The following is a 25,949-nucleotide window of genomic DNA, read 5'->3' on the forward strand; positions in this document are numbered from 1 at the left end:
CACTTACAACAAGGGGTGACAACCAATCGAGGTATGCGAAAAGTCCCCCTGCCGGCTGACAGAGGGACGATGGATTTATTGATTTTTCATAAACTCCAGCACTTCTAAATCAATCTTGCCTTTCTCCTGCTCCCTTTCCTCAAAGTTTTCGGTGTGGATGTAGGAAGTGAGCGCTTTGTGGAATTCTTCTCCGTCAGAAGGATCTGCCTTCAGGTACTCAAGACGCTTAAGATGCTGGACGACTGTGTCCTTAACCTCACCTTCAATTGCAACTATGTTCTCTGGCTTTGATTTTGCAAAATAGAGCTGCTGAAGGCCGTAGATGCGAATCAGTTCGGCGATTGGCTCCGAATGGTCATCGACACGCAGATCGATGTAACGATCGTTGTATCCGCCATAACCGCCCTTCTCCTTGACGACAAGAAGCGCCGCCGACTGCTGGCCTCTGCTATCCCCTCCAGCTTTCTGACCGGCGTTAAGCGCCTGCAGCAACCGGTGAGCGAGCGAACCTTCCGTCGACTCAAACGTTTCCGCCATTGCCTTTACAGTATTCTCATCTACTAAAATATTACCCTGTGCAGCGAAATGCTTCCCAGTCACTCCGCCTGCCCAGTCATAGCAGTATGTACCGGTAAAAGTTGCTGGCTTTCCTTCAGCATCAATCAGGCCGACCTGGCGCATCTCCTTGTCGGGATCATCCTTCGTGATCAGCTCCATAACTTCTTCAGCGGATATCCCCTGTGCCATCAACTCAAGCGCCTGCGGACCATACGCGGTATTTGCGTATGACTGGGTAGCCACAGCACCTACTCCCGCTTTAGCAAAAGGCACGACTGCCCCTACTCCAAGAAATTTAGACTGTACCGCAATTCCCCATTCTTTTTCCTGCGGGTCATAACCTACGATTGAAAATGTCATTATGTATCGCCTCCTGTAAAAAATATTTCGGCACTCGGCATAATAGTTCCTTCAAAAGAACAAATTAAAACCCACAGCCAAATTCTGACTGTGGGTAGAGTTTAAGATTACAAAACTTTATTGAGCTTCAATCAAACCATAACGGCCGTCGTTACGCTTGTAAACAACGTTTGTTTGGTTTGTTTCAGCATTTGTGAACACATAGAAACTGTGGCCCAGCATGTTCATCTGCAGAATCGCTTCTTCGCTGTCCATTGGCTTCAGGTCAAAGCTCTTAGTACGGACAACTTCCAGATCCTCTTCATCTTCAACCTGCTCAACTTCAGTGAAAATTGGAGCGTAATCCTTCAGGCTCTCCTTTTCACGGAACTTGCGGTTGACCTTTGTCTTATGCTTGCGGATCTGGCGCTCAAGCTTATCAGTAATCAAGTCGATCGCAGCATACATATCTTCATGAATTTCCTCAGCGCGAAGCACAAGGTTCTTCATCGGAATCGTAATTTCAACTTTTGATTTTTTATCCTGGTAACTTTCAGGTTAACGTTCACATTGGCATTGGGTGACTCGGTAAAATACCGATCAAGCTTCGCAACCTTCTTCTCAACATACTCTCTGATTGCTGGCGTTACCTCAATGTTTTCTCCACGAATGTTGTAGTTCATAGTGAACTCCTCCTTTGGGATATGACTATGTATTACTAATTCTATTTTACCCCAAAGAACTCCTGCAAAAACAGTCTGAAGATTTGACATTTTTATGTCTGTTTTTACCGTCGGAATAGTGGATAATTTGTTGAGGCTTGTCCAAAAATGGGAAAACCGCCTGGAATTGGGCGGTTTAGTTGATGTAATAAGGCCTGAAATGTTTATTAATTTCCCTGGACCATTCCGAAAAAGCAGGATAAATACTTTCACCAATTACTTCTTCCCATATACTGTAATCGGAATGATGAAGTAATTGAGCCTTTTTCCAAACTATCTCGAAAGAAGTAAATTGAGTCAGGACTTCCGGTCGCTCCGCAAAATGTTCTGCAAGTACCTGGTTGGATAGATGGATTTGCCCAAACGCCAAACTGATGTCATCCCACAAGTGATCAGCGTCCTCCAGCCTCAGTTTTTCTAGACAACGAAAGATATGTCCAAAAGCTTCTTCAATGGTATCCAATAAACCAATATACTGCCTGACCAAGAGCATTTTCTCTTCATTTAGTGCATTCAATCCATTCACCTATTTCCTCTTGTCGTAAAACATACCATCTGTCGAAAGGTTCTGATATGGATTGACATATTTCGTGTTGGATTCTTTTTTCGCCTGCAGGTTCTTGATGTCCTTCTGGATCAAGACCTTTTCATCTTTTAAAAGCTGCTCAAGCCTGGCGTTCAGTTGGACGATTTGCTTGCCCAACTCCATTTCCTCAGGAGTATAGGGAGGGACGATTTCTTTCATAAGGAATTCGCGTCTGTCCAACAGCTCTTCCACCTTTGAAATCTTCTCATCCCGATCTTCCTGAGGCTTTTGCAGGATCTCAATCAATTCTTTCGTTGCCTCGTAAAACTTCTTTACAGCGCTCACTACGCCATGCCACCCTGGCTATGCTGCTTTTGGCGATTCAGCTGGATTACCTGTTTCCACGTATCACGGAATTCAGTCACTAGCCCTTCCACTTCCTCAAGAGCCTGAAGGTCATTTTTGATATTCGCATCAATCAGGCGTCGGTTCATGAAATCGTACAAAGACATCATATTTTGTGAGACTTCAAGATCCATATTCAGCGTCACCATCAACTCCTGGACGATGTTCTGCGCCTTCTGGATATTCAAGTTCTTCGCCTGGATGTCCTTCGACTGAATACCATGCTTCGCAAGATTGATAAACTTCAAGCATCCATTGTATAACATCAATGTCAATTCCCCAGGCGAAGCTGTATTCACAGAACTTTGCTGGTAAGACTGGTAAGGATTATTTAGTGCCATTTTAGAACGCTCCTTTTTAAAAAAACTTACATACTGAACTGCTGCATCAAATACATCGACTGGCTGTTCGCCCGCTGGATTGCTTTTTCCATCGCCGTGAACTGGCGCCAGTAGCGATCCTCAATTTGAATCAATCGATCCTCGAATCGATTAATCTGGTTGTCTACGTCATTCAGGTTCCTTCCCAATGTAAACTTTTGAATAACCCAAGTAGACTTACCAGCTTTTTCTTCAATCTGTTTAATCGTTGAATCAATCGTTTTTATTAAACGCTCGGCAATACCCATGGTGCTTCTTGTTTTCCCATCACCATCTGTAGCAAACAACTTATATACCGCATCTGGGTTTTCTGCCAACTTACTTTTTAATAATTCTTCGTTGTCAATTACAAGTTTACCTTTATCAGCATAATTTGAGGTAGTTTTAATCCCCAACTCAGCAAGCTGGCCAAAGCCCTTTAAAGCCCCTTCAAGTGGTGAATAGAAGTCAAGTCTCAGGTTATTCAATCCATTGGATAGTAGAATCATTTCGGATTAAACCGCTTTTCGCCTTCTCTTCCCATAACTCAATTTGCTTTTCTTCCATAACTTCTTTTTCGTCATCGGAAAGTGGTTGATAATCACGGTATCTCTTTTCATCTAACTTACCATTAATCTTCTCTATCATTTCATTATATTTATTGACAAACTTTACAATACTATCAAAGGCAGCATTCGTGTTGTTCCCCACAGTAACAGTTTCTTCGCCTGCTGTTACTTGCTTAAAATTGAATTGGATGTTGTTAATTTTATATTCATTAGTAGGAGGTTCAACGGTTAAAGAACTATTATAGGTAAATTTTGCATTTGTGCCCCCTGTTTCAGTCGTTTTCCACACTCCTGAACCAGCAGGTGATTCTGCTCCTGCTTTCATCTGTAACACGTTAGCAATAAACCCTGCATTTGTCCCATTATAACCAATCTCAGCACCCAGGAACGTGTGAGGGTCCTTATTAAAATCCCCAGTAACTGTTCGTTCCATGACAACTTTATCTGCTGTTGAATCATAGAAAGCACGTATTCCCAACTCTGAGTCATTGATTTTTTTCAAGACATCATTTAATGTCTCAGCTTCGGAAACTTCGAAAGTTTTCTCAACCTTTGTTCCATCCTCTTTGAAGGTCGCTAACGTAAAGCTTATAGGCCAACGCTAAAGTCTGGTGCCGTCTTAAAACTAGTTAGTTGATCCTTAAACGCTTTACTTGAATCAATCTTCTGGCCTACCGCTGAAACAGTATCCTGGCTCACCCTGACAGCTGCAGATGCCAAACGATCTACTTTGACTTTATAAGTACCACTTAATGTACTTGGAAAAGCCGTTGCTGAAACTGCTCCCTCATTTGAACTGGTCGTTGTTTTAGAGGCATAGGTCTTTTCATAGTTCATATCCCGGGCGGCCGTCTGCATCTCGTACATTAGCTTATTCATCTCACGGTATTCATCACGCTGCCACTCAAGGGTCTGTTTTTTTTGCTTTATTTTATCAAGCGGAATACGCTCCGCCTTCATTAAATCGCCAACAAGCTGGTCAATGTCCATGCCGCTGGCTAACCCGCCTATTCTCATAGTTGACATTCATCCTCACCTTCAGATCTTTTTATCCACCATGAGTCCGATAAACTCAGTCATCGCCGCGTAAAAGTCGAGCATTTTCTTTGGCGGAATTTCCCGTACCGTTTCTTTCGTTTTCTCATCAATAATTTTCACATAATATTCATTAAGCTTTTCATGGAACTCAAATTTCAAGGCAGTTGGTGATGCTTCCATGAATATATTCATGCTGCCTACAATCTCTTTAACCTTTTCTTTTGGAAAAGTCATGCCTTCTTGGATATCTTCATTTGCTGCTTTAAATACTTCAAAACCTTTTTCCTTAGTCTGGTTTGTAATTTCACCGATTTCGGTTGTTCTTAGCTGTGAGGAAAATTGATTGGATGATATGCGGTCAATCATCTCGGTATCCCCCTGGAATGATTATTCTTTTACTATTTATATCGGAGTGATGTCAGGTTTGTTTAGTTTATTATCTATTTAGAATGATATATAATAATAGAGAACACGTGTTCCTATATGATTGGAGGTAAATTAAATGGAGCTGCTCGAAGAACTCCTGCAACATATACCGTTACGATCACTTTCTTTAATCAACGCCAAGCTATTAGGAGATGGTAATTTAACTATTGAGGGTTTCAAACAACCAAGGTTCAGGTTCCAGCACAGTTATGCAGACAGAGGTTGGTGTCATTTCTGCTATGAAAGTCTTCACAGTTTCATTCCAGTCAATCCTCCTAGATATAAAAGGAATATTGACCCAAGAGTTAATGCAGGCTTTTCCGAAACATTATATGTACAATCCAGGACTTCTCCAGTACTTACCCTTTTAAAAAACTCTTGGTATGCAGGCAAGAAAAAAATCATTCCTTTACAGTTATTAGAACAAACTCTAAACCCAGAGTCTTTAGCATGGTGGTACCAAGATGATGGACACTTAGTGTGGGAAAATGGTTCACCACGAAAAATTATTTTGTCGACTGATAATTTTACTAGAGAGGAGAATTTGGGTCTAATTAAGATATTAAGAGAGTTACTTCATTTAGAATTTTCTCTAGATGGTCAAAATAGATTGTGCCTTTATGACCAACCACAAATATTATATTTTTTATTTTTAGTACAAGATTATATTCATCCATCAATGGCGAGGAAACTGCCACCGTATAGTCAAATCACCTCTCCTATAAAATTACAGCAAAAAAGAACTACTATTTATTTACCGTTTCAGTTAACTAAGCCCACAAAAGAAATAAGAGAGATTTTATTTAAATTTAATCCCGAAACTTTTATAACTAATTGGTACAGATATTTATATAAAAGCCATTTAACACTTACCGCTTTCAAATATAGTCACCAAGTTACCTTAAACAAAATGGAACGGAATAAAATCTTTAAGACGCAAAGTCGAACTGGGTTGCGGATGAGTGAGATCATTACAATTCTGTTTTCACAAAGAAAAGAGGCCTGTCCAAAGGACAAACCTCTTAAAGATAGAATTAACGAAGAAGTTGTAGAACTCCCTGTGGCTGCTGGTTCGCCTGCGCTAACATAGCTTGAGCAGCTTGAGATAGGATAGAGTTCTTTGTTTGGTTCATCATTTCTTTCGCCATCGTGCGAACATTGCTTTCACAAATGACTAGACTATATCTTCACCCTCTATCATTCTAGTAGGGGTCGGGCACTTCGGATTCACAATGCTGATGACCATTGTTTCACCTATAGATTTCATCATCATAGCTTTCGCCTTAGATGGTTTATCCTAGTCGTTGAACCTTCTCCACTCTTTCGAGACAGGAGCTTGGCTGCTGATTGCCCATATCTTTCTTCTTTTTAACCCTTCACGTTTGTCGTTTCCAACTCCGTTGTGGGGAAGAAAGCTCTAAGGGGTTTCCAGCAATTCACCCGATAATGATCTCTAGCCGTTACCAGCCAGGACGACTGTGCTTGTCACTGCTTAAGCAGCTAAAGCATAATCTACGTCACGGATACGTGATTCCGCAGCAGTTAAGTTTTCAGAAGATGTACCTAGGTTGTTGATTGTGTGTTCTAAGCGATTTTGAACAGCACCCAGTTTAGAACGTTCAGCTGATACAGACTTGATTGCATCGTCGATTGTAGTAATTGCAGCTTTTGCATTTACTTGTGATGTCACATCAAGGTTATTTACACCTAGTGCTGTAGCTCTCATATCAAGAATTGATACATTCATTTCCTGATCTTCATTTGCACCAATTTGGAAATTTAATGAATTATTTGCATCAATTTTAACTCTAACATTAGTAGTACCAGCAGTTTCAGTAGATGCTACTTTCAGTTCAAGTCCATCATAATCTCCACCGTGTACAGTTATCTTATTCCCTTCAAATGTTAGAGAAGTTGGATCTGCTCCTGTAGTGGCAGCATTAAGAGTAGCTGTAGCATCATCACCAATAATTGATGTAATATCAGCATTTGCTACGTTTGCTGTTAACAAATCAGTTCCATTTTGATCTGTCACTGCAATTGCAGCTGTAGAAGTAAATGTATCACCAGGAACAGCATCTGTCAAAGTTAATCCAGATACATCTAATTGTGCATCTGAACCAACTGCAGTTGTAGAGAAGGTTAACTTGAAGGCAGCTGAATCATAAGTAGCTGTAACACCAGTTTGACCAGATACATTATTTACCGCACTAGCAATATCCGCTCCAGTACCACCAGCATTTAAATTAATTGTCACACCATTAACAGAGAATGAAGTATCAGTTCCTATAGTGATTGCTGCAGTACCATCAAAAATCATACTAGCAGATTCAGCGGCTTTTATGTTATTTAAATCTAATTGTCCGCCTGCTTTAATACCAGCACCACCACCTACTACAGCAACACCACCCGTTGTGAGAGCAACACCAGATTGGTCAGTTACAGTCGCTTGAACACCTGCACCACCATTTAATAATTTTTTTGTATTGAATTCTGTAGTATTTCCAATACGATCTATTTCGTCCGTAAGCTGATCAATTTCTTTTTGAATCTCTGAACGGTCATCCACAGTATTAGTATCATTAGAAGCTTGTACTGATAATTCACGCATACGCTGTAAAATACTATGAGTCTCGTTTAAAGCACCTTCAGCAGTTGCAAGTAAAGAATTTGCATCTTGTGCGTTTTTTGAAGCCATGTCCAATCCACGAATCTGCCCACGCATTTTTTCAGAAATTGCTAAACCTGCTGCGTCATCTCCTGCTTTGTTAATTCGAAGACCAGAAGATAACTTCTCCATGGACTTTGATTGTGCACCAGTAGCACTGTTTAACTGACGAAAAGCAACCTCGAAATTCAAAAATCACCCTAATCGAGAAACCTATGTGACCCAAGGTGTTTGCAGAAAGTGAAGTTGCATCATTAGGAAAACCAAATTTAATGGAAAGAACTCGTTCCAAAACATTAGGAAATCATAAAAAATGGAAGAACGAAAAACAGCAGTTCATTTGGAAACCATTAGAGCTGTTCTTCATTTCTTCCATTAGAAATCCATTTGCTAGGCATTTTGTTGTAACAGTGTTTCAACTTCTCGCTCGTAACCATACTTCTGAAAGACTCTATCAAAGCCACCTCGAAAATATCTCGCTGATTGATGTTCTTTTCCTTGCTAAAATCTCGAACCATTAGGTCTAATGTGTTCGTCATGTGAACGGATTTTGTAACAAATGAACCTGGTAAAGTAAAGCGAGGAATTTGTCTTGACGCTACTGACGCTCCTAAAAGGCTTTGCAAGCCCTCCTTGTTCGAAGCTAGCCATTCGAGTAATGGTAGAAATTGTTCAACTCCACCATTTCCAATAGAAAGAGAGCCTTCTAATGAAGCGTCACTATTGGCAGTAGCAACACTTTCCTCATCGTTAGTCATTGTCGGGGAAGTAGAGAGATAATTCCCTGCTACCTGCGACCATTCAAACCCTTTGGATTTCATATAACGAGCCATTTCCAAATGGTTTTCGAATCCTACCTTCAAGGAAACCTTCTTCAAATCCGCTCCTTCTTTATTCAATTCCATCACAATTCTTCGGACTTTATCGGATGGGAAATTCACTATTGTTTCAAGTGACGCTTTCCTAGCATCTGCTGGTATATATGTCCCTTTTTTCTTGTCCCAAACAAAGTTCTTACGACTCATATAGCTATCCATTGAGCGGTAGGTTGCATACTGAAATTGTTCAGCTACTTCTTCTCTTGAAAGACCTTCACCTAATAATTGTAATATCTTTTTGACCTTATCTTCATAAATAGGTTGCAATGCTTCTGCATTAGACATTGGTTACTCCTCCTTTACAGCGTGTTAACTGCATCTTTCAAATCATCCATGTTGCTATGGACATAAATACTGGTTGTCTTCAAACTGCTATGACCAAGCAATTTTGAAATCTTAACCAAGTGAACATCATTTTGGACAAGCTTAGAAGCAAATGAATGACGAAGAATGTGTGCAGTCACATTCTTTTTCCATCCTAATGCTTGATTCGTATCCCTAAACACCTTTGCTACCCTAGTTTTTGAAAGTGTACCTGTGTTTCTCGTAGCAAAGAAATAGTCTGAATTCACCCTCCAGTTCTCCGTATAATCCACTAGCAACTCTTTCAATTTTGAATTGATTGGAACAAAGCGGTCTTTGTTTCCCTTTCCATGCCTAATATGAATGAGATTTTTATATAAGTCGACATCATCCACTTGAAGGTTTAGGCATTCGGAAATGCGCATTCCTGTATAATAAAGAGTTTGTGCCACTAATCGAATCAATTTATGTTGAATCGCATTCACAAACTGATTGACCTCTTTTTCTGAAAGATATTGTCGCTCCTTCTGCTGGCATTTAATTGGCTCTAGTCTTGCTGTAACGTTCTTATCACACCATTCGCTTTTATAGGCATATCCGAAAAATGACCGCATGCTTCCTAACACACGTTTCCTGCTAATCGGTTGGTAACCCTTGACCTCCTTTAGATAATAAAGATACTCCTCCACATCTTCTTGTGTAATGTCCTCAAGATAAACTGGACTGTTGTATTTCTCTTCAAGGTAACGGTTCAAAAGTGTCAAATCCTCATGATAGGCTTTAATAGTAACTGGACTCCGTTCAATGTTTGCTTGATATTTTCCAAACTGTTCAACTGATTCCATGAATAACATATCAATATCCCCTTTCTGATTAATCAAGGTAATAATATAATTTTGGATTCTTGTTTTGATTCGGGTAAAATTAGCCTCACATAGCGTCAGTAGCAACCCTTTCTTTCACTACCAACGCTACTGTAGGTACAAAAAGGGATGATTACCATCCCGCAAATTCATCATAATCTTCCGATAGTTCAATATCTGTGACTATGTTTGATTCCGTTCCTGTCCGTTGCACTGTTCCTTGTTGAGGACGAATAGGAATAACATTGCTACCAGACTTTTGAATGGTTATCTTTTTGGAATCCCCTGCATGTCGGATGTCAAATGTAATTCCTACATCCTCTAAATTAGATTTCACTTCCTTTAGCCTTCTGCTTAAGATGTGAGCCGCTTTCGGGAATGTTTTGACTTTGGTATTAATTTTTTCTTGTTCGGCTACACGTTCTAGTTCACTAAGCAAAATTGAAACAGACCCTGACCAAGTTTGATTGTTTCTCATAAGAGCAACAACTGTAGCGGCTACAGGATGCGAAGAAATGGCTTCTTCATTGGATTGATTACGATTTTTACGATAAGCTTGTAAAAAACGGTTTCCTCCATACCCTAAGACTTCTGCTATCGCATAACCCCAGCGAGTAAAATCTGCCATCCTTGGAAGCTTGTCTAACTTTACATTCGGGTAGATTGCCATTGCTCTTGCTAAAGTCTGTAATGCTCCACCCACAATGCATGCTCTATCCTTTTCAAATGCTTCCCACACATCTCGTTCTTCTTTCCTTTCATCCTCTGGAATACGGTCTAATTCAATAATAATGGAACGGTCGATTAAATCTGCTCTTGTAACTACTACATTGATACCTGTCAATCCAACACATCTACGAAGGTCAAGTAGGGTTTCATCATCATCTGTAAACAATGTACGCTTGCTAAATCCTCCACCTGTAGACGCAATACATAATAGGTCGCTTTTTTCGGCTGACAAACCATCCAAATTATCAAAAGATGGCATGTAATTGTTAGCCAATGATATTGCCAAGTCTTGCATACTATTTGGCATTGTTAACAAATCCTGTACGGCTGGGTCAACAACTTGTCTAGTCAATCGCATGGATGTTGATTTTGACGCTCCCTTTTCACCACTGAATACAAGTATGGCATGCGGAATACTCGGAATAAGGCATGTGACAACATAGGTAAGATAAAGAATTTGGTCATCTTCATTTTTAATTCGTATGTGATTTAGTAATAGGTTCAAGTCTCCAGCAAAGTCAGGCAAAACTTGTGATTTAGTATTCTTGTTTCGGGTAAATAGAATTGGAGGTTCATTTAATACATGACAAACATTAGGCTCAATCTTTACAACGCTCCAATCTTCATTTGCAAGGTCATAGTAAAAAGCCCCACCCTTTTCTGCCATTCGTAACTGCAACCGATGTTCATCGCCCTCAAATGCCGCTTTCATTTCCATTACACCAAGTGCTTGATTCATTGCATCACTGCCTGGTGCTCTTTTCGTTGCATCAAAGTATTGCTTGGTTAACCACATTTTAAATTTCCTGTTCTTCACTTTCATTACTTCTTTATGACCATTGAGTGTAACCGCTGCGTAAGCTTCACCTAAATCATTCTGAAAGAACTCGGCTTCCTCACTCACTCGAATCAAAATGTCTGCTTGTGATTCCTTTTTTGATTCTTCTTTATTGTATGATGGAGTCCAATTTGGCTCAAACTTCTTCCGTAATGTTTGCCAGTTTTCTTCAGAACAGCTGTTATGAAGGCATCTAGCCGCTATTCCACCGTTAGCAAATTGAATAATAACAGCACTCCTATTCGTATGACTTTCATTCCAAGGACAAGTGGATAATACATACTTGGTTGCTCCATCTTTCCAAGGAGCAGAAAAGGCAACATCTAGTTCATGTCGTTCAATAAATTCTTCTAGATTAAAACCTGCTTCTGTGTTGCTCTTTTTAGTAGCTGATTTTCCCTTAGTCTGTATCGTAGGACATAAACCTGCTAATGCCTTCAGTTGTTCTACGGACACTTCTTTTAGCTCTTTTGGACAATTTATAATTTTTGACAATCGATGTGGACGTTCTTCTGTATGTTCGCCTTTGCAAGCCATCGTTCCGTAAAGCTTCCAAATTCGTGCAGCATTAAATACACCCTTATCAATATTGACTGCTTCATTACTGAATAGAAAGTCTAATGTTTCCAATGCAGTTTTGATACGTTCCTTGCTTTCATCATCGTTTGGAAGGTTGATAGGATATAATAGATGAGCACCATTTCCACTGTCTGCGAAAATAGGTTCACACCAGCCTTTCTCTGTCAAAAACTGCTGCACTTCTTTTGCCATTGTTAAGGCAGCTTGATGTTCATCATCCGTTGATGAAATACCTGCTGGGCGCACTGGGTCAAAATCGATTGGAATCCATCGTCTACAATCAATGTCTGCATCAGCAGTCGTAAGTTTAGCTCGTTGCACAACTCGGTTTGCCGCCCTAGAAAGTAAGTCAGACTTAACAGGGTTTAATGTGAAATAGATTGCAGGAACATTTTTGTCATAGTCCTCTGCATTTTCTGCTAACTCCTTATTATCATTAAAATAGCCGCTAACTGTACCCTTGGATGTTTTCAAGATACGCAATTCTGTTACTTCTTCTTCACTTTTCAGGATAGAAAGAGATTCCATAATCATTTCTTTTGTTGTTTTTGCTTCTATATATGTCATTCTTGTTAGTCTCCCTTTTTGTTTTTATTGTCTCGTGTAGCGTCAGTAGGGACTATAGCAACCACTGACGCTATAGTCGGTTCTGTTGCTTCGTTAGGGTATTACATTACATATCATCGAAATCAATGTCATCAACATCAGATAATTGCTTCATCATTTCACTATCATCTTTATTTGGTTCCTTAGCTGGATTGCGAGTTACTCTTTTCTGGATTCTGACAATGTTGCTATAAACAATACCGTCACGTTCCACATTCTCAATCGTAGCTGTTACCTTCATACCGATTAGTGAATTAATGTCTAGTTCCTCATCTTCCGCTGGAACAACATCTAAGTCATGAAGCATTTTCATCAATTTTCCTTTTTCAGACCATGTGATAGTTGGAGCATAATACAAATAAACAAACTCACCATTTGGTTTAATAAACTCTACTTTTGTGTTAAGAGCATCTCGCTTTCCTGAATCGTGATAGACACTAGGAAACTCTTTAACTTCTACTGAAAAAATTCTTCCTTCTTGTGCTCCTTCACTTAAGACATACTTGTTTGATTTTTTTGAAGGACGAACTAATTTTGATTGACATGTATTCATTTATGACCCTCCAATGAGTTTTTTATTTTTTTGGAATAGTTTTTGTAACCTTCTTGCAAGAGTCATATTAATACACCAAAAAAATAATACAAATCGACAATAAACATTGATATATCAACGTTTTGGACAAATTTACAAAGAGATTCTTTCAGTCGTTTACACTTAGTTAACGAGTCTTCCAGACTGAAATAATTAAAAATTAGTTACTACAGATTCGTATTTAAAGTAAATTAATTATGAATATTTAGTGTATTAAATCTAATACATACAGACTTGTAGACTAACTCTTGCTGAATGTCACATTTTGGACACAAATTAAAATATTTTTTAAAGAAGTTCTGTTGCAAGATTGTACTTCTATCTTTTTCTAACGTTAAACGTCTATTCAATAGACAACAGGAACCACTTATTACCTAAAGTAGCGTCAGTAGCATCGATACGTCTCTACTTTCCCTTCTGATTCTTCGTTAGAAGTCAAAGTAGTTTACAAAAAAAACAAGAACCTACAAAGGATTCTTGTTCAAACATTACTAACTTATTACCTTCTATTCATCTTAGACAATTCTTCCAAGGCAACTGCTAAAATAGCACAAACCACTTTTTTAACGATAACAATTTGCTTAGCATCCATCTTTTTCCCCTCCAATCAGTAGTCATTCGGAAACAACATGGTACAATGGGAACCATCATCAATAATCCAAATAGTTGTATCAATGGGTTGACTTTTCTTCAGTTTTAATCGGACTACCATTTCCATTGGCGGTTGCTCCTGCTTGTTCGTAATCATTTGCATATCACCGATTCTTTGAAGATGAAACACTTGTAAATAGTCCAATGGTTCTTGATTGTTCCTACGGACATCCATTATCCTCCAAAGCAATACTTGTATTTCAACACTCACATTTGAAGCAATTTGTCTTGTTACGTATCTCGGTTTGTCCTTTTCAAACACTTTTTCCACTACCCTTATAATAGATTGACCGCATCCATCTTCTCTTGCTTGGTTGTTTGAATGTAAAACTTTGCTGTCATACTCACTGTAGAATGTCCTGCTAGCTTGCTTACGGTTGTTAGGTCTACCCCCTTTTTTAACAGCCTTGTGCAGAACGTATAACGAAACAAATGTGGATGCAATTTGAACCCTAGTTCCTTTGAAATTTTTGCTAACCAATCCCTTACTGCATCACGATGCATTTTTTCTGCTCGTTGGCTCACTAAAAGATAGTCACTATGGCTGAAATTAGACTCAGAACGCTCTTTCTTCATGTAGTCCCTTACTAATTGAAGCACATCCTGCCTAAGCCCGATTTCACGTCTCTTACCGCCTTTTCCAATTACCGTCAATTGGCTTGTCAGAAAGTCAACATCTGCTATCTTGATTCCAATCAGTTCACTAACCCTTACACCCGTATAAAGAAGCAAATAAACAATCTGCTTGTTACGAGTGCTAACTTTGTTCCTGTTTTCAACATAAAATAGCAATTGTTCCACCTGTTCCTCTGACAAAGCTTCCACATTATCCTCACTTCCAGCGGCAATTTTGATTCTATCCCGCTTCAACTGAATGAAGGATTCGCTTATGATACCTTTGGTTCTTAGAAAATCGTTGTAAACTTTTAGACTATTAATCTTTTTGTTAATGGTTGAAACAGCATAACCCTCTTTTGTCAGATGTTCCTTGTACCGCACAAATGAAAAGCGGGATAGGACTGGAACATCATTCAACTTCTCTGCCAAATATGATTGGAACCCTTTGACATCGTTCACATATGACTCGATTGTTTTGGCTGCTTTCCCCTCTGTAAAGAGCCATTGCTTAAGTTCATCAATATCCAAGATTGATTCACCTCCAAAAATAAAAAAGGCTATTGATGTACACATTTATACACCAATAGCCTTTCACGCTTTCCTTGTATTCATTTTCCAGTTCCTTTCCTAGCTAATCACGACAGTTATATAATAATGTCGGTAATTTTTTCATACAGAAACCATTCCTTTTCTTTGTCTCTCATACATTCTGTAAATAACGATATATGTCCCATTAGTTTTGTCGTAAGTTTGCCAAAAGTAATGTCGTGAATTCAACTGGGATGATTCAAATGATTTTTTTAGTCAACATAAATCTCATAAACAATTTGTTCCCCATTCTTTATCCATACTTCGTACAGCTTCTCTCTCGTTTCCTCCTCAAGTACATAACCAGCAATCCACTCGTACCCTTTATCATCTACATACGAAATTGCTTCAATGAGCAATGGGTTGGGTAGCTTTTCTAAGTGTTCGGCTGGGATGAGCAAATCATCTATTTCTTCATGATAGAAATCATGTGCTTCGTAGCCTACATCCTCTCTTTTGACTTCAATGTTAAATGTCTTTTTCATTGTTCCTACAAACCAGTCTAAATACATCATCTTTTCTCCTCCTAAAATAGAAAAAGGACTTCCCTCCGAAGAGAGAAGCCCCACTTTGATGAACATTATGTACATGAATGCTCAATAATATAATATATGCTTGATTTTTCCGTTTGCTCGGTAAATACAGAAATGTCTGTCCAGTTTTGTCCACATATATGGTAGGTACTTTGAACACAACTGCTGCCCAAATCATATTGGGTAGTGCTCTACCAAATTCTTTTTATATTCCAAACCTTTTTCGACCAACTTCAACTAACCTCTTGTAATTTTCCCAAATATCTGTTGCAACTTGATTTGCCTCTCGAATAACTTTTATATATAAATCAACATCTTTTTCTTTTAAGCCTTTATCAATTCTCCAGTAGTCCTCACTATTTGTGTTTGAGGCTCTAACGGTATGTTCAGCAAGTATTCTATTTAATTTCTTTAAATCTTCTAATAAATTTATTCTTATTTTTTCCAAATCATTGTCAGTGAATTCAAATTCTGGATTACCTTCAGTTTCAATAAAATCATGCAAGATTCTAATATTTTCAAAAGGGAAACCTCCTGACCCAAAATCATACCTTTCGAAGAAGTTCCTAGCATAATCCATTGGAATTAATTCCTTTATTTTGCATAGTACTTCTCTATCTAAGTCAATAAAATTTATTTTCTTTTTTAACCTTATGATAAATAAAATTAATTGTGAGAAAACAAGTAATAATGCAAATAAGAGCACAAAAAGAAGTAAAATTGAAATAGATACTTTGTAATCTAAAAAATTCTTAATCAATTCATATTCAGGTGTATAAAAAAACAAACCCACAAGAGGAATAAAAAGAATCGTCAAAAACCATGTTATGATTATAAGAAAGCCTTCTAAAAGTTTCACATCGTCCCCCCAGCACCTATAGTTAATGCTAATTAAACTTTTCCAATACATAAAAGAGACCCTAGCATAACTAGAGTCCCTTGTCAAAAGTCTAAAATTAACGAAGAAGTTGTAGAACTCCTTGTGGTTGTTGGTTAGCTTGAGACAGCATTGCTTGTGCTGCTTGAGAAAGAATTGAGTTCTTAGTTTGTTCCATCATTTCTTTCGCCATCGTGCGAACATTTGCTTTCACAAATGACCAGACTATATCTTCACCCTCTAGTAATCTAGTAGGGGTCGGGCACTTCGGATTCACAATGCTGATGGACATTGTTTCACCTATGGATTCATCACCATAGCTTTTGCCTTAGACGGTCTCCTAGTCGTTGAACCTTCTCCAGAGTTTCCTCACAGGAGCTTGGCTGCTGATTGCCCAATCTTTTCTTTTTTCAAACCTTCACACTTGTCGTTTCCAACTACGTTGTGGTAAGAAAAGCTCTAAGGGTTTTCCAGCAATTCACCCGATAATAATCTCTAGCCGTTACCAGCTAGGACGACTGTGCTTGTCACTGCATTAAGCAGCTAAAGCATAATCTACGTCACGGATACGTGATTCCGCAGCAGTTAGGTTTTCAGAAGATGTTCCTAAGTTGTTAATTGTGTGTTCTAAGCGGTTTTGGTTTGCACCAAGTTTAGAACGTTCTCCTGAAACTGTTTCAATTGCATCATTGATTTTTGTAATAGCTGCTTGAGCACCGTCACTAGTTGTAAGGTCTAACTTGTCAATTCCTAAAGCTTTTGAACTCATATCTCCAATACCTAGCTTAGTTATTTGACCTTGGTTCGCACCAATTTGGAAAGTTTCAGCATTATTCGTAACTGTACCTGAGAACATAGCCGCAGCTGCTAGATTACCTGAATCCGCAAATGCTTCAGAATTAAGTTCAATTTTTAATCCGCCTACATCAAAAGCACCATTTTTTGAAGTTGTGCCACTTGCTATTGTTGCAACAGTACTACCACCCGCATCTACTAAGTTTAAAGCTGCTGCAGTCTTAGCTTCCAAAGTAAATGTAGCTTCACCAGCAGAACCAACACCATTTGCTGCAACTTTAAATGTTTCCCCATTGCTTCCTGATAATGTAGCAGCAGCATTTGCTGCAACAGATGAATTTGAGGCAACTACTTTCCCTTGGTCATTTTGTAATTCAAGTTTAAAGTTACCGCCACCTACATCTGTAGATACTAACTTATAAGTACCTAACTCTAGATTTTCAAAGTCTGCATCTGCAGCAAATGTCATGTCAGCAGCCGCATCAAATCCAGTAATTGTTGAAGATTTTACCTGCATATCAAGTGTAACATTAGTTGTAGCTGCGGCTGTAATTGAATAAGTTCCTGCAGTTAAGCTATCATTAGTTACTGAAACTTTTTGAATACCAGTTGTACTAGATGAACCTGATACTGCCATATCACCATTTAATAGTTTCTTTGTATTGAACTCGGTTGTATTTCTAATTCTGTCAACTTCTTGAGTAAGTTGGTTTACTTCTTTTTGGATTTCATTACGGTCTGCATCTGTATTTGTTCCATTAGATGACTGAACTGCTAATTCACGCATACGTTGAAGAATGGAATGTGTTTCGTTCAAAGCTCCCTCTGCTGTCTGGATAAGAGAAGTTGCATCCTGCGCATTCTTAGAAGCCATATCTAAACCACGAATTTGTCCACGCATTTTTTCAGAGATTGCTAGACCAGCAGCGTCATCTCCTGCATTATTAATACGAAGTCCTGAAGATAATTTCTGCATTGACTTACTTTGTGCTTCACTTGCATTACCCAACTGACGATAAGTGTTAAGTGCCGCAATATTATGATTAATTCTCATTGCTTAATTTCCTCCTTGAATTTGTTGTTCACATCCTTGTGAACAATATTTTTTATTTGTCTGAGTCGATAAGGTCGGCCGCCCTTATTTTCTCTTACAATAGTTTTATCGTCTGGCTTGTTTGATTGTTTAATAGTGTTTCTAACTTTTTTTCATAAATTTTAATAGAGAAGTAATATCTTTTGATGCTTGTTCGTTTTCTGTCTGGATTTGATCTAGGATTTCACTTCGGAAGACCTCAATATTTTTTGGTGCTTTGATGCCTATTTTTACTTGGTCATTTTTTGCGGAGACGATAGTGATTTCGATGTCATCGCCAATTTTGATGCTTTCGCCGTTTTTTCTTGTGAGTACGAGCATGTCTGGTCACCCCTTCGCTTCTGCTTTTTTAAAGATTGGGTGTTTGGTCTTGTATTGTTCCTCGTGCAGGATGACTTGCTTTGCCTTGCGGTTTCTCTGATTAATGATAATTGGCGCCTGCAGGTTTGCGGTTGTTTTTTCGAATGGGTCCTGAACGGTGAGGATGGAAAAGACTGCGACATCTTTCTCTCTCTCCAGGTTCAATTCCTCGACCGTCGCATCTTCCAACTGAAAGTCATACTCTTTCATAAAATGGAACGGATTCGTCAATACAAACGCTAGTCCTGGGTTCGATACGGATTGGAGGACAAAATAGGATTCGTCATCAGACAAGGGCAGCAAAGCAAATTGCGTTTCTTCAACAAAACCCGGTATCCCTTTTTCAAAAGTTAAAATTTCTTCAACTTCAACTTCTACTTCACCATGATACTTTGTGTTTATTTTCATATTAGAACCCTTCCTTAAATAGATTGTTCATAATTAATTCCGACATGCTTTAGATTAACAAAATCAATTTCCAATGATGGATGCTGCTTCAAGCTGATCTCGGCTTTGCCTGGCGTATAACTGATCACCGGCTTATTGATTTGACTTTCAATCACTGGCCGGTTTGTTTTCCAATTGATATCGACTTTACCAGGGTCATAGCCTAGCTTCACACTGCCCACTGACGGAATCCAGCCAATATTAAAATCAAGTATCGGCGACTCGCTGTTCCGCTTCGCCTGATCTGCAATCGGATGGCCGCCATTCTCAATCATCATCAGCTCATCTCCATCCTGGGCAACCCGCGCAAGACCCGCGAGCCAATCCTGGTATCCCTGCTGTGCTGCTTCTTCAATCCGGCGGGATATATGCTTTAAATCCATATCAGCCCGCGCCTCTGTCTGGTCAATCGTCAGTCTTGCCGACTTGCGATTGATATTCAGCTCAGCTGAAGGCTGCTGGATGCTCAATTGTGCTTTGGGTTGCTCCATTTCCAGCTTCGACTGCTGGGTACGGATTTCAGTTTGACCAAACGTAGCTTGTAAGCGTATTTGAGGAAATTGCATTCTGTACTCCTCCTAGAAAAAAAGCTATTCCCAATGAGAATAGCTATCTTAAAAAGTCTAATAGTGTAGGCTGCAGAATTCGGGCTCCGACTCCAAGCGCAGCACGGTGAACACTTTCCTGGGTCTTCAAATCGGTGATGACACTTTCGATATCCGCGTCTTCATTTTCTGACAGGACACGGTTGGCCATTATTTCTTGCTGAGCTATTCGATCATCAATCATTTCAAGACGATTGTATCGTGCACCCAGCTCAGAACGTTCGGCTGAAAGCTTGTCCATTGATCCATCCAACTGGCCAAGCAAATCTTCTAGTTCCGCTGTGTTGTCACTTTCCAATGCTGTCTGTATACCTTGGACGACATCAAAAAGTTCCTGGTTGAAGACGCCATTTGGATCGACATTCGCTCTTAACGAAACCCCACGTGAGATTTCCACTTTGTACGAGTTAATATCAGGATCAGCAAGGTTCGCAGCAACCTTTGGCGGACTCGCTGTTGGCACCGGCGGGTGATCCGTATCGGTGCCATGGAAGATATACCGACCTGACACCTGTGTGTTAGCGACCTGAACGAGGTCATCCTTAAGTTGCTCGACTTCACGGGCAATCGCATCGCGGTCAGTCGGACTTAATGAACCGGTCTTCCCCTGGATAACCAACTCACGAACACGCTGTAAACCATTGTTCGCTTGCTCAATTCCCGCCTCTGAGTTCTCCATCCAAAGATAAAGTTCAGACAGGTTACGTTTATATTGCTCTACCTCTGTCAGATTGGAGCGATAAAACATTCCTTTCATCGCAACAACAGGGTCATCAGAGGGTTTAGTAATTTTTTTACCAGTCGAAAGCTGGTCCTGGTACTGGCCCATTCGGCGGTAGCTTTCGCTTAAGTTCCGAAGCGAGTTAGAAGAAAGCATTGATTGCGTTACGCGCATTTCATTTCACCTATCTTCCTGCGGTTCCCATGCCGTTGATGATTTTGTCGAGCATCTCGTCCTGGAGGGTAATCATCCGGGCTGACGCGTTATAGGCATGCTGGAACTGGATCATATTTGTCATTTCTTCATCCAATGAAACGGCACTGACAGACTGGCGTCGGCCTTCTACCGCTTCTCTCAGTGAACCGCTGTTTTGCGAAAGCCTGACTGCTTCCTGAGAGAGTACGGCCATCCCGCCGATGACGCTTCATAATAATTCCTGAAGTTCCCCTTCTCGGTATCAGGGGCTGTTTCATTGTATTTATATGGAGTCGTAAAAACATTCGCAAGGTCGAGCGCGTTGGATGAATCGCCAACAGTGGCATCCACATACGGATCGTTGTTTTCATCATATTTCTGCTCGCCTTTAGCTGTGGCAATGTTATCAATACTGTCGGTGATTTCCTGGGATAATTGAATCCTGCCTGAAAATCCATCATGGGTGATTTTCGTCTTGCCAGGATCGACGAAAAATGAATTTTCTACCTTCAATCCAGTCTGTATTTCGTTTGGACTGACTCCTGCTTCATGGATGGCATTGAACTGCGTAGCAAAGGTGTAAGCCATGTCATCCAAATTCGTCAGCATTTCCGGATACACGCCACCAACCTTACCACTTGAATCTTTATATCCATATGAATCTACTAAAGACTTCAGCTTGCCATTTTTATTCATATCCACAAGTTCAATGGGATTCGCCCCAACAGAAATCCCTGTGACAGAGCCATCATTTTGATCATAATTCACAGTGACATCATTATTTTGATCTCCGCTCACGAGTATCCCAAGTTCGCTCCCTTTATCGCTGACCATCTTAATGACAGCCTGTCCTTCGGCGATTTTCAAGGAGCCGCCGCCTGAGCCAGTGTAATCAACCTTAATATTCACAAGAGAAGATAACTGGTCAATCAGCCGGTCGCGTTCGTCATATAAATCATTAGGCAGATAACCATGTGGTTCGACATCGGCAATTTGGCCATTGATCTTGCTGATCTGGTATGTGATCGAATTGATTTCTTTTTCTGTTACGGATAGTTCATTCTTTAAATCCGCACGGATGGACGTTAACGAGTGATTCAAGTAGTTAAATGTTTCTGCAACGGCGATCCCGCGCTGGCGGACAACCGAACGTGCACCCGGATTTGTCGGATTAACCGCCAGGTCCTGCAGCGACTGCCAGAACTGGTCCATGGTTTTAGATAAACCAGACTCTGAAGGCTCATTTAACACTTCCTCCAGCTTCGTATAGGCCTCTGTCCGCGCTTCCCAATAACCAAGCTTATTGTTCTCGTTCCGGTATTGGACATCGAGGAAACTTTCCCTGATTCGCTGGACTGAGCCTGCTTTTACGCCTGTACCAACCTGTCCAGGAACTTGCGGGCGGTTAAGCGCCGCATTGGGGTATGGCTCGGTCTGTTCAAAATTGATACGCTGACGAGAGTAACCCGGCGTGTTGGCATTGGCGATATTGTGACCTGTTGTATGCAAAGCGCTCTGCTGCGTGAACATTCCGCGGCGCGCTGTTTCTAATCCCATAAAGGTTGAACGCATTTTTCGTTCCTCCAAATATTATGCTTTTGAGTTGAACATCCCCGGCGATTGGCCAGGCTTTGCTTTCTTGCCGGCAGGCGGTCCGTAATTGAATTCCTTTTCCTGGGGCATCACAAGGCTTTTGGAAAAATTGATGAATTGCAGTGACTGATGGATTAATTGCTGATTCAGTTCATTTCGTACTTTTATTTCTGAAATAACTCCCAACAAATCTTCTTTGATTTGTAAAAGCTCTTCTTTTTCTGAAGGATTTGCCTCTGCTATTTCCTGTAAAGACGCATCAGTGGAAATATCTTTAGATACCGCCAGCCGCTCTTGCTCCAGCTTATTGATCGCAGCTACATGTGCTTGCTCATCCTTCAAAAGCTGATCGAGGGCAGCTGTGTCTCCTTTTTTCACGATATCCGTTTTCTTCACGGTCAGTTCGTAAAGGCTTTTATGCAATTTGAGCATTTTATTCATGATGACAACAAGTGATTCAGCTGACATGGACTGCCCTCCTTCTGTGAAAAGCGCAAGCACCTTGGTCAGCCCCGACAAGCGCTGGAGGACCGACCAGTGAAGTCGCTCTTTGACTTCATTGGGCGGGCCGAAGCGACTCGAGGGGCTAGGTGCTGGAGCTGGACACTACTCTAAGTTAAAAAATTCACCTTTACCGCATAAAGAAACACTCGCCAGGAAGACGAGTATTCACCCTATTTATTATGATAAAAATTAATGATGCTTTTAGCTGTTTCTTGAGGATTCAATTTATAAGTACCGTTTTCAACCTGAAGCTTCAGCTCTTCCACCTTTTGCTGGCGCTGAACGGATACTTGAGAAAGCTGCTGCATTTCCTTTGCAGTTGAAGAAATTTCCACCTTATCAGCCTTTTTATTTTGCGAAGTTACTGTCGCATCTAGTTTGTTCATCTGGCGCTTATATGGATTGATCCCTGATGGTCCTATATTATTGTTGATTTTCATCGTCTAAACCTCACTTTCAGAACGATTTCTACTTATAGTATCGGCAGTCATGAGCCTTTATTTAATAAATCTTTTAGCCTAATCTTTGTGTGTGTAAAAAGTCGCATGACGGTCTGCCATTTCCTTTTTACGCTGCTCTTCTTTCTGGACTGTCCGCAAGTCAGCCATAAGCTCCCCGGCGCACGAAACACAGATCCTGCCTTCACGGATGACGGAACCGCACTTATCACAAGGATAACCGAAATTAGGGAATTGAGTCAGCTGAAACCGGCCTGCTCTGATGAATTTTAATATCATATCTTCCGGTACACCGGTCGCTTCCACGACTTGAATGACGGTCGCTGCTCTATTTTCTCGTTTTCTCATAAACTTAGCTACCGTATCATAAGCAGTCTCTTCTTCTTTCCAGCATTTTTCACATACATCACGAAATTTATTTTTCACATAAAGTGAATCACATTTTGGGCAATTTTGAAGGTCCAATGTCCTTCCTCCTTCAATAATATCTCATCTAGCGCGCCAAAGTGAATGAATACACTTTCGCTGCTCCGTTTTCTTTTAGTAATTTGGCCGCATGCCTCAGCGTTGAGCCTGTAGTATATATATCGTCAATAAGCAAGATTGTTTTACTGTTAAGATTTAGATCTGTTTCCAATCCGAAGACCTGCTGTACGTGAATTCTTTCTGAGCGCGATTTTTTTGACTGTTTTTCTGTATGGACTCTGGAGAGCAAGTGGATTGGTTTGAAGCCGGCAGTGGTGATGAGGGCTTCTGCCTGGTTGAAGCCTCTTTCGTAGAGTCGTTCTTCACTGAGCGGGATGGGGACAATATAATCATATTGGAAAGATTGCAAAGCCTGGCAGAGATCTTCTGCAAAAATCTCCGCAAGTACAAAATCCCCGCGGAACTTGAATTTCGCCACCACATCTTTGGTAAAATCGGTATAGCGATACAGCGAGCGGTTCTGATCGAGGCTCCCGGTCCAATGCTCGTCCTCCTCCCACCGCTTGCAGTCGAAGCATAGATTTCCCGACCGATATTCTCCTTCCAAAAAGGCAAATGGCCTTCCGCAGATTTCACATACCTCCCTGTGATTGGCGCAAAGTTTTCGTTACATTCTCCGCATATCTTTGGTGTTTCTGCTTTCCCAAATAGAGTTCTCCATGACAAAGCAGATTCAATCTCCACATGGCATATCAGACAATGACTCCCTTTCATGCATCAATCAGCCCCTTCTTGATTCCTTCTTGGTTCATCATCACAATTTGGCTGCGGGCACTGAGCATTGCTTCTGTTTTGCCATAATGAAAAAATGTCACGTCACCTGTCGGGTATTCCGCACTTCTTCCTGCCCGGCCCGCAATTTGCACTAGAGCGCTCTCGGTAAAAATTCTGTCCTCCGATCCTATGACTGCAACATCAATATTTGGGACCGTAACACCGCGTTCAAGAATTGTGGTGGTAAGCAAAATGGGGAACTCTTTGTTCCGGAACTTCATTACTTTTTCTTTTCTTTCAGGATCTTCAGCATGTACCGATTCAATAAGAGGATGCAATTGTTGAAGGATGGTGAGGATTTTGTCCATGGCACTTATTTTCGGGGCAAAAATCAGTGCCTGTTTTCCGCTGGCTAATCTGGATTCTACCCATTTTTTTATTGGAGTTGACAGTCTCCCTTTAGTGAGTTTCTTCTCCCAGTTCCCGGACCATAGAAACTGTGGGACCGGCAAAGGATGACGGTGGTAGCGGGCAGGAATCGTGACATAATCTCTTTTTTCCAGACGGCACTCCTTCTGCCATTGTTTTTTAGGCGTGGCAGTCAAGTAAATCATCGATGATTCGAGCTTCCTCGATTGCTGGACTGCATATTGAAGGGTTTCATCAATTGAATAAGGGAAGGCATCGACTTCATCAACAATCATGACATCAAACGTCTTGTAAAAGCGGAGCAGCTGATGCGTTGTCGTGATTGTGAGTTGGGCATATTCGTGGCGGCCTTCACTGCCGCCGTAAAGAGCGGTAATTTTAATACCCGGGAACACTTTTTGAAAACGAGGCGCAAGTTCGAGAACCACATCCGTCCTCGGAGTAGCCACGCATACCCGCTTGCCTGCGGATAAGGCCTGGGCAATCCCGGCAAATAACACTTCCGTTTTACCTGCCCCGCAACTGCCCAGATAAGGAGCTCTGATGAGTTTTCCACAGCTTCCAAAACTCGTCGGGAAGCAGCATTCTGACCTGCTGATAATTGACCGTCCCAATGAAGTGGTTCAGTAATCCTTTTAAAATCCGGATTCGGTCCAGCCCAGCTGACAAGCGGCGTGCACTCACTCACCCTTCCCATCATCAAGCATTTGCGGCAATAGAACTCGACTTTTCCACAACGTGAACATGGGATTTCTGCAAACCAAGTATGATCAGTCGTTCCGCATCTTGTGCATGAAATTGGTTCGCGATTTATACCTTTGCGATACACCAAATAACCATGTTGATGGTGTTTCAATATTTCGTCCCTAGGGAAGGGCAATTCCTCAAGCAGCAGCTGTTTTCCAGTCAGCATTTCTTGCAGTTCAGGATTGTATTGAAAAAACGATCTGTGGATAAAGAGGGGGGAGTTTCAGTGAATGAAGGTTCATCAACAGTATTGGGGATTAAATTTTCTTCTTTCAACAAAGTTAATCACAGCCTTTTGTGGATTGTTTTGTGGATAACACGATTATTATGTGGATAATGTGGGTTAATTTGTTGGTAAGTTCCTGTTCAACTCAATGTAAGCGGTTATTGATGTGGATAAATTGAGGATAGTGGTAAATCACCTGTTAATAAGTGGATCATTTTGTTGATAACTACTGTTTTTATGTGGATAATCAAAAAAGCGCAAGCGCCTTGTTCAGCCCCGACAAGCGTTGGAGGGCCGACCGGTGAAGTCGT

General features: G+C 40.6%; 25 protein-coding genes and 6 pseudogenes. 1 reads left to right on the forward strand and 30 read right to left on the reverse strand.

Features of this window, described 5'->3' with window-relative positions:
- Positions 1-75: 75 nt before the first annotated feature.
- From JCM21738_RS02795 to flaG, 8 genes and pseudogenes are all read right to left on the reverse strand, one after another.
- Positions 76-918, reverse strand: a complete 843-nt coding sequence (locus tag JCM21738_RS02795; protein WP_023613778.1) for a DUF1028 domain-containing protein — start codon at positions 916-918, stop codon at positions 76-78.
- 117 nt (positions 919-1,035) lie between these two features.
- Positions 1,036-1,580: pseudogene (gene hpf / locus JCM21738_RS02800) on the reverse strand (ribosome hibernation-promoting factor, HPF/YfiA family).
- Positions 1,581-1,755: 175 nt separating this feature from the next.
- On the reverse strand, positions 1,756-2,145 hold the full coding sequence (locus JCM21738_RS02805) for a DUF8042 domain-containing protein (RefSeq protein ID WP_023613776.1): 390 nt from the start codon (positions 2,143-2,145) through the stop codon (positions 1,756-1,758).
- Complete coding sequence (fliT, locus tag JCM21738_RS02810) at positions 2,146-2,490, reverse strand: flagellar protein FliT (protein ID WP_023613775.1); 345 nt, start codon at positions 2,488-2,490, stop codon at positions 2,146-2,148. It lies immediately after the preceding gene.
- The gene (gene fliS, locus JCM21738_RS02815) at positions 2,490-2,891 is read right to left on the reverse strand and encodes a flagellar export chaperone FliS (protein ID WP_023613774.1); all 402 of its coding nucleotides are present in this window, start codon (positions 2,889-2,891) and stop codon (positions 2,490-2,492) included. Before fliS ends, fliT begins: the two co-directional genes overlap by 1 nt.
- A 26-nt stretch (positions 2,892-2,917) precedes the next feature.
- A pseudogene (gene fliD / locus JCM21738_RS26995) lies at positions 2,918-3,911 on the reverse strand (flagellar filament capping protein FliD).
- A 155-nt stretch (positions 3,912-4,066) separates the two neighbouring features.
- Positions 4,067-4,495, reverse strand: a complete 429-nt coding sequence (locus tag JCM21738_RS25150) for a flagellar cap protein FliD N-terminal domain-containing protein (RefSeq protein WP_052019547.1) — start codon at positions 4,493-4,495, stop codon at positions 4,067-4,069.
- A 21-nt stretch (positions 4,496-4,516) separates the two neighbouring features.
- Positions 4,517-4,882 carry a flagellar protein FlaG gene (gene flaG, locus JCM21738_RS02825; RefSeq protein WP_023613772.1) on the reverse strand — a complete coding sequence of 122 codons (366 nt, stop codon included), beginning with the start codon at positions 4,880-4,882 and terminating at the stop codon, positions 4,517-4,519.
- A 136-nt stretch (positions 4,883-5,018) separates the two neighbouring features.
- On the opposite strand from flaG, the gene JCM21738_RS02830 reads away from it, so the two are divergent.
- A complete protein-coding gene (locus JCM21738_RS02830) occupies positions 5,019-6,032 on the forward strand; it encodes a hypothetical protein (RefSeq protein WP_023613771.1) in 1,014 nt (337 codons plus the stop codon).
- 1 nt (position 6,033) lies between these two features.
- On the opposite strand, the pseudogene JCM21738_RS27620 reads toward JCM21738_RS02830, so the two are convergent.
- From JCM21738_RS27620 to JCM21738_RS02935, 22 genes and pseudogenes are all read right to left on the reverse strand, one after another.
- Positions 6,034-6,090: pseudogene (locus tag JCM21738_RS27620) on the reverse strand (hypothetical protein); the annotation flags it as partial.
- Positions 6,091-6,434: 344 nt separating this feature from the next.
- Positions 6,435-7,742: a flagellin N-terminal helical domain-containing protein gene (locus tag JCM21738_RS26535; RefSeq protein WP_081742025.1), complete on the reverse strand. Its 1,308-nt coding sequence runs from the start codon at positions 7,740-7,742 to the stop codon at positions 6,435-6,437.
- Positions 7,743-7,960: 218 nt separating this feature from the next.
- Positions 7,961-8,773: a hypothetical protein gene (locus JCM21738_RS02840; protein WP_243462862.1), complete on the reverse strand. Its 813-nt coding sequence runs from the start codon at positions 8,771-8,773 to the stop codon at positions 7,961-7,963.
- Between the two features lie 14 nt (positions 8,774-8,787).
- The gene (locus JCM21738_RS02845) at positions 8,788-9,645 is read right to left on the reverse strand and encodes a tyrosine-type recombinase/integrase (protein ID WP_023613767.1); all 858 of its coding nucleotides are present in this window, start codon (positions 9,643-9,645) and stop codon (positions 8,788-8,790) included.
- 142 nt (positions 9,646-9,787) lie between these two features.
- Positions 9,788-12,367, reverse strand: a complete 2,580-nt coding sequence (locus JCM21738_RS22140) for an AICE element replication initiation protein (RefSeq protein WP_023613766.1) — start codon at positions 12,365-12,367, stop codon at positions 9,788-9,790.
- Between the two features lie 106 nt (positions 12,368-12,473).
- Positions 12,474-12,959: a hypothetical protein gene (locus JCM21738_RS02855; protein WP_023613765.1), complete on the reverse strand. Its 486-nt coding sequence runs from the start codon at positions 12,957-12,959 to the stop codon at positions 12,474-12,476.
- Positions 12,960-13,605: 646 nt separating this feature from the next.
- The gene (locus JCM21738_RS24125) at positions 13,606-13,920 is read right to left on the reverse strand and encodes a DUF960 family protein (protein ID WP_031307683.1); all 315 of its coding nucleotides are present in this window, start codon (positions 13,918-13,920) and stop codon (positions 13,606-13,608) included.
- 5 nt (positions 13,921-13,925) lie between these two features.
- Complete coding sequence (locus JCM21738_RS02865) at positions 13,926-14,840, reverse strand: tyrosine-type recombinase/integrase (protein WP_081742019.1); 915 nt, start codon at positions 14,838-14,840, stop codon at positions 13,926-13,928.
- Positions 14,841-15,067: 227 nt separating this feature from the next.
- Positions 15,068-15,370 (reverse strand): hypothetical protein, encoded by a 303-nt coding sequence (locus tag JCM21738_RS02870; RefSeq protein ID WP_023613761.1) that lies wholly within the window; start codon positions 15,368-15,370, stop codon positions 15,068-15,070.
- A 223-nt stretch (positions 15,371-15,593) separates the two neighbouring features.
- Complete coding sequence (locus JCM21738_RS02875; RefSeq protein ID WP_023613760.1) at positions 15,594-16,247, reverse strand: hypothetical protein; 654 nt, start codon at positions 16,245-16,247, stop codon at positions 15,594-15,596.
- A 97-nt stretch (positions 16,248-16,344) separates the two neighbouring features.
- Positions 16,345-16,458: pseudogene (locus JCM21738_RS25170) on the reverse strand (flagellin); the annotation flags it as partial.
- Between the two features lie 342 nt (positions 16,459-16,800).
- Entirely contained in the window at positions 16,801-18,114 is a 1,314-nt protein-coding gene (locus JCM21738_RS02885; protein WP_023613758.1) for a flagellin N-terminal helical domain-containing protein, read from the reverse strand.
- A gap of 141 nt (positions 18,115-18,255) precedes the next feature.
- The gene (csrA, locus tag JCM21738_RS02890; protein WP_023613757.1) at positions 18,256-18,474 is read right to left on the reverse strand and encodes a carbon storage regulator CsrA; all 219 of its coding nucleotides are present in this window, start codon (positions 18,472-18,474) and stop codon (positions 18,256-18,258) included.
- 6 nt (positions 18,475-18,480) lie between these two features.
- A complete protein-coding gene (gene fliW / locus JCM21738_RS02895; protein ID WP_023613756.1) occupies positions 18,481-18,921 on the reverse strand; it encodes a flagellar assembly protein FliW in 441 nt (146 codons plus the stop codon).
- 14 nt (positions 18,922-18,935) lie between these two features.
- On the reverse strand, positions 18,936-19,526 hold the full coding sequence (locus JCM21738_RS02900; RefSeq protein WP_023613755.1) for a DUF6470 family protein: 591 nt from the start codon (positions 19,524-19,526) through the stop codon (positions 18,936-18,938).
- A 43-nt stretch (positions 19,527-19,569) separates the two neighbouring features.
- Positions 19,570-20,460: a flagellar hook-associated protein FlgL gene (gene flgL, locus JCM21738_RS02905; RefSeq protein WP_023613754.1), complete on the reverse strand. Its 891-nt coding sequence runs from the start codon at positions 20,458-20,460 to the stop codon at positions 19,570-19,572.
- A gap of 10 nt (positions 20,461-20,470) precedes the next feature.
- A pseudogene (gene flgK, locus JCM21738_RS02910) lies at positions 20,471-22,053 on the reverse strand (flagellar hook-associated protein FlgK).
- 18 nt (positions 22,054-22,071) lie between these two features.
- Complete coding sequence (locus JCM21738_RS02915; protein ID WP_023613752.1) at positions 22,072-22,542, reverse strand: flagellar protein FlgN; 471 nt, start codon at positions 22,540-22,542, stop codon at positions 22,072-22,074.
- A 206-nt stretch (positions 22,543-22,748) separates the two neighbouring features.
- Positions 22,749-23,018 (reverse strand): flagellar biosynthesis anti-sigma factor FlgM, encoded by a 270-nt coding sequence (flgM, locus tag JCM21738_RS02920; protein WP_023613751.1) that lies wholly within the window; start codon positions 23,016-23,018, stop codon positions 22,749-22,751.
- A gap of 78 nt (positions 23,019-23,096) precedes the next feature.
- A complete protein-coding gene (locus JCM21738_RS02925) occupies positions 23,097-23,501 on the reverse strand; it encodes a TIGR03826 family flagellar region protein (protein WP_023613750.1) in 405 nt (134 codons plus the stop codon).
- Positions 23,502-23,529: 28 nt separating this feature from the next.
- Positions 23,530-23,940, reverse strand: a complete 411-nt coding sequence (locus tag JCM21738_RS25175; protein ID WP_243462863.1) for a ComF family protein — start codon at positions 23,938-23,940, stop codon at positions 23,530-23,532.
- Positions 23,941-24,232: 292 nt separating this feature from the next.
- A pseudogene (locus tag JCM21738_RS02935) lies at positions 24,233-25,578 on the reverse strand (ATP-dependent helicase ComFA).
- Between the last annotated feature and the right edge of the window lie 371 nt (positions 25,579-25,949).

This window comes from Mesobacillus boroniphilus JCM 21738, assembly GCF_000517385.1.
In the GTDB taxonomy this organism is placed as follows: Bacteria; Bacillota; Bacilli; order Bacillales; family Cytobacillaceae; genus Mesobacillus; species Mesobacillus boroniphilus.

Excerpts from the sequence above, each read along its gene's own strand:
- csrA (WP_023613757.1), bottom strand. The coding sequence starts at position 18,474 with ATGCTCGTACTCACAAGAAAAAACGGCGAAAGCATCAAAATTGGCGAT.
- fliS (WP_023613774.1), bottom strand. The coding sequence starts at position 2,891 with ATGGCACTAAATAATCCTTACCAGTCTTACCAGCAAAGTTCTGTGAAT.
- flaG (WP_023613772.1), bottom strand. The coding sequence starts at position 4,882 with ATGATTGACCGCATATCATCCAATCAATTTTCCTCACAGCTAAGAACA.
- JCM21738_RS02845 (WP_023613767.1), bottom strand. The coding sequence starts at position 9,645 with ATGTTATTCATGGAATCAGTTGAACAGTTTGGAAAATATCAAGCAAAC.
- JCM21738_RS02840 (WP_243462862.1), bottom strand. The coding sequence starts at position 8,773 with ATGTCTAATGCAGAAGCATTGCAACCTATTTATGAAGATAAGGTCAAA.
- JCM21738_RS02855 (WP_023613765.1), bottom strand. The coding sequence starts at position 12,959 with ATGAATACATGTCAATCAAAATTAGTTCGTCCTTCAAAAAAATCAAAC.
- JCM21738_RS02915 (WP_023613752.1), bottom strand. The coding sequence starts at position 22,542 with ATGTCAGCTGAATCACTTGTTGTCATCATGAATAAAATGCTCAAATTG.
- JCM21738_RS25150 (WP_052019547.1), bottom strand. The coding sequence starts at position 4,495 with ATGAGAATAGGCGGGTTAGCCAGCGGCATGGACATTGACCAGCTTGTT.
- JCM21738_RS02795 (WP_023613778.1), bottom strand. The coding sequence starts at position 918 with ATGACATTTTCAATCGTAGGTTATGACCCGCAGGAAAAAGAATGGGGA.
- fliW (WP_023613756.1), bottom strand. The coding sequence starts at position 18,921 with ATGAAAATAAACACAAAGTATCATGGTGAAGTAGAAGTTGAAGTTGAA.
- JCM21738_RS22140 (WP_023613766.1), bottom strand. The coding sequence starts at position 12,367 with ATGACATATATAGAAGCAAAAACAACAAAAGAAATGATTATGGAATCT.
- JCM21738_RS02870 (WP_023613761.1), bottom strand. The coding sequence starts at position 15,370 with ATGATGTATTTAGACTGGTTTGTAGGAACAATGAAAAAGACATTTAAC.
- JCM21738_RS26535 (WP_081742025.1), bottom strand. The coding sequence starts at position 7,742 with ATGGAGAAGTTATCTTCTGGTCTTCGAATTAACAAAGCAGGAGATGAC.
- flgM (WP_023613751.1), bottom strand. The coding sequence starts at position 23,018 with ATGAAAATCAACAATAATATAGGACCATCAGGGATCAATCCATATAAG.
- JCM21738_RS02900 (WP_023613755.1), bottom strand. The coding sequence starts at position 19,526 with ATGCAATTTCCTCAAATACGCTTACAAGCTACGTTTGGTCAAACTGAA.
- JCM21738_RS02830 (WP_023613771.1), top strand. The coding sequence starts at position 5,019 with ATGGAGCTGCTCGAAGAACTCCTGCAACATATACCGTTACGATCACTT.
- flgL (WP_023613754.1), bottom strand. The coding sequence starts at position 20,460 with ATGCGCGTAACGCAATCAATGCTTTCTTCTAACTCGCTTCGGAACTTA.
- JCM21738_RS02865 (WP_081742019.1), bottom strand. The coding sequence starts at position 14,840 with ATGTGTACATCAATAGCCTTTTTTATTTTTGGAGGTGAATCAATCTTG.
- JCM21738_RS02885 (WP_023613758.1), bottom strand. The coding sequence starts at position 18,114 with ATGAGAATTAATCATAATATTGCGGCACTTAACACTTATCGTCAGTTG.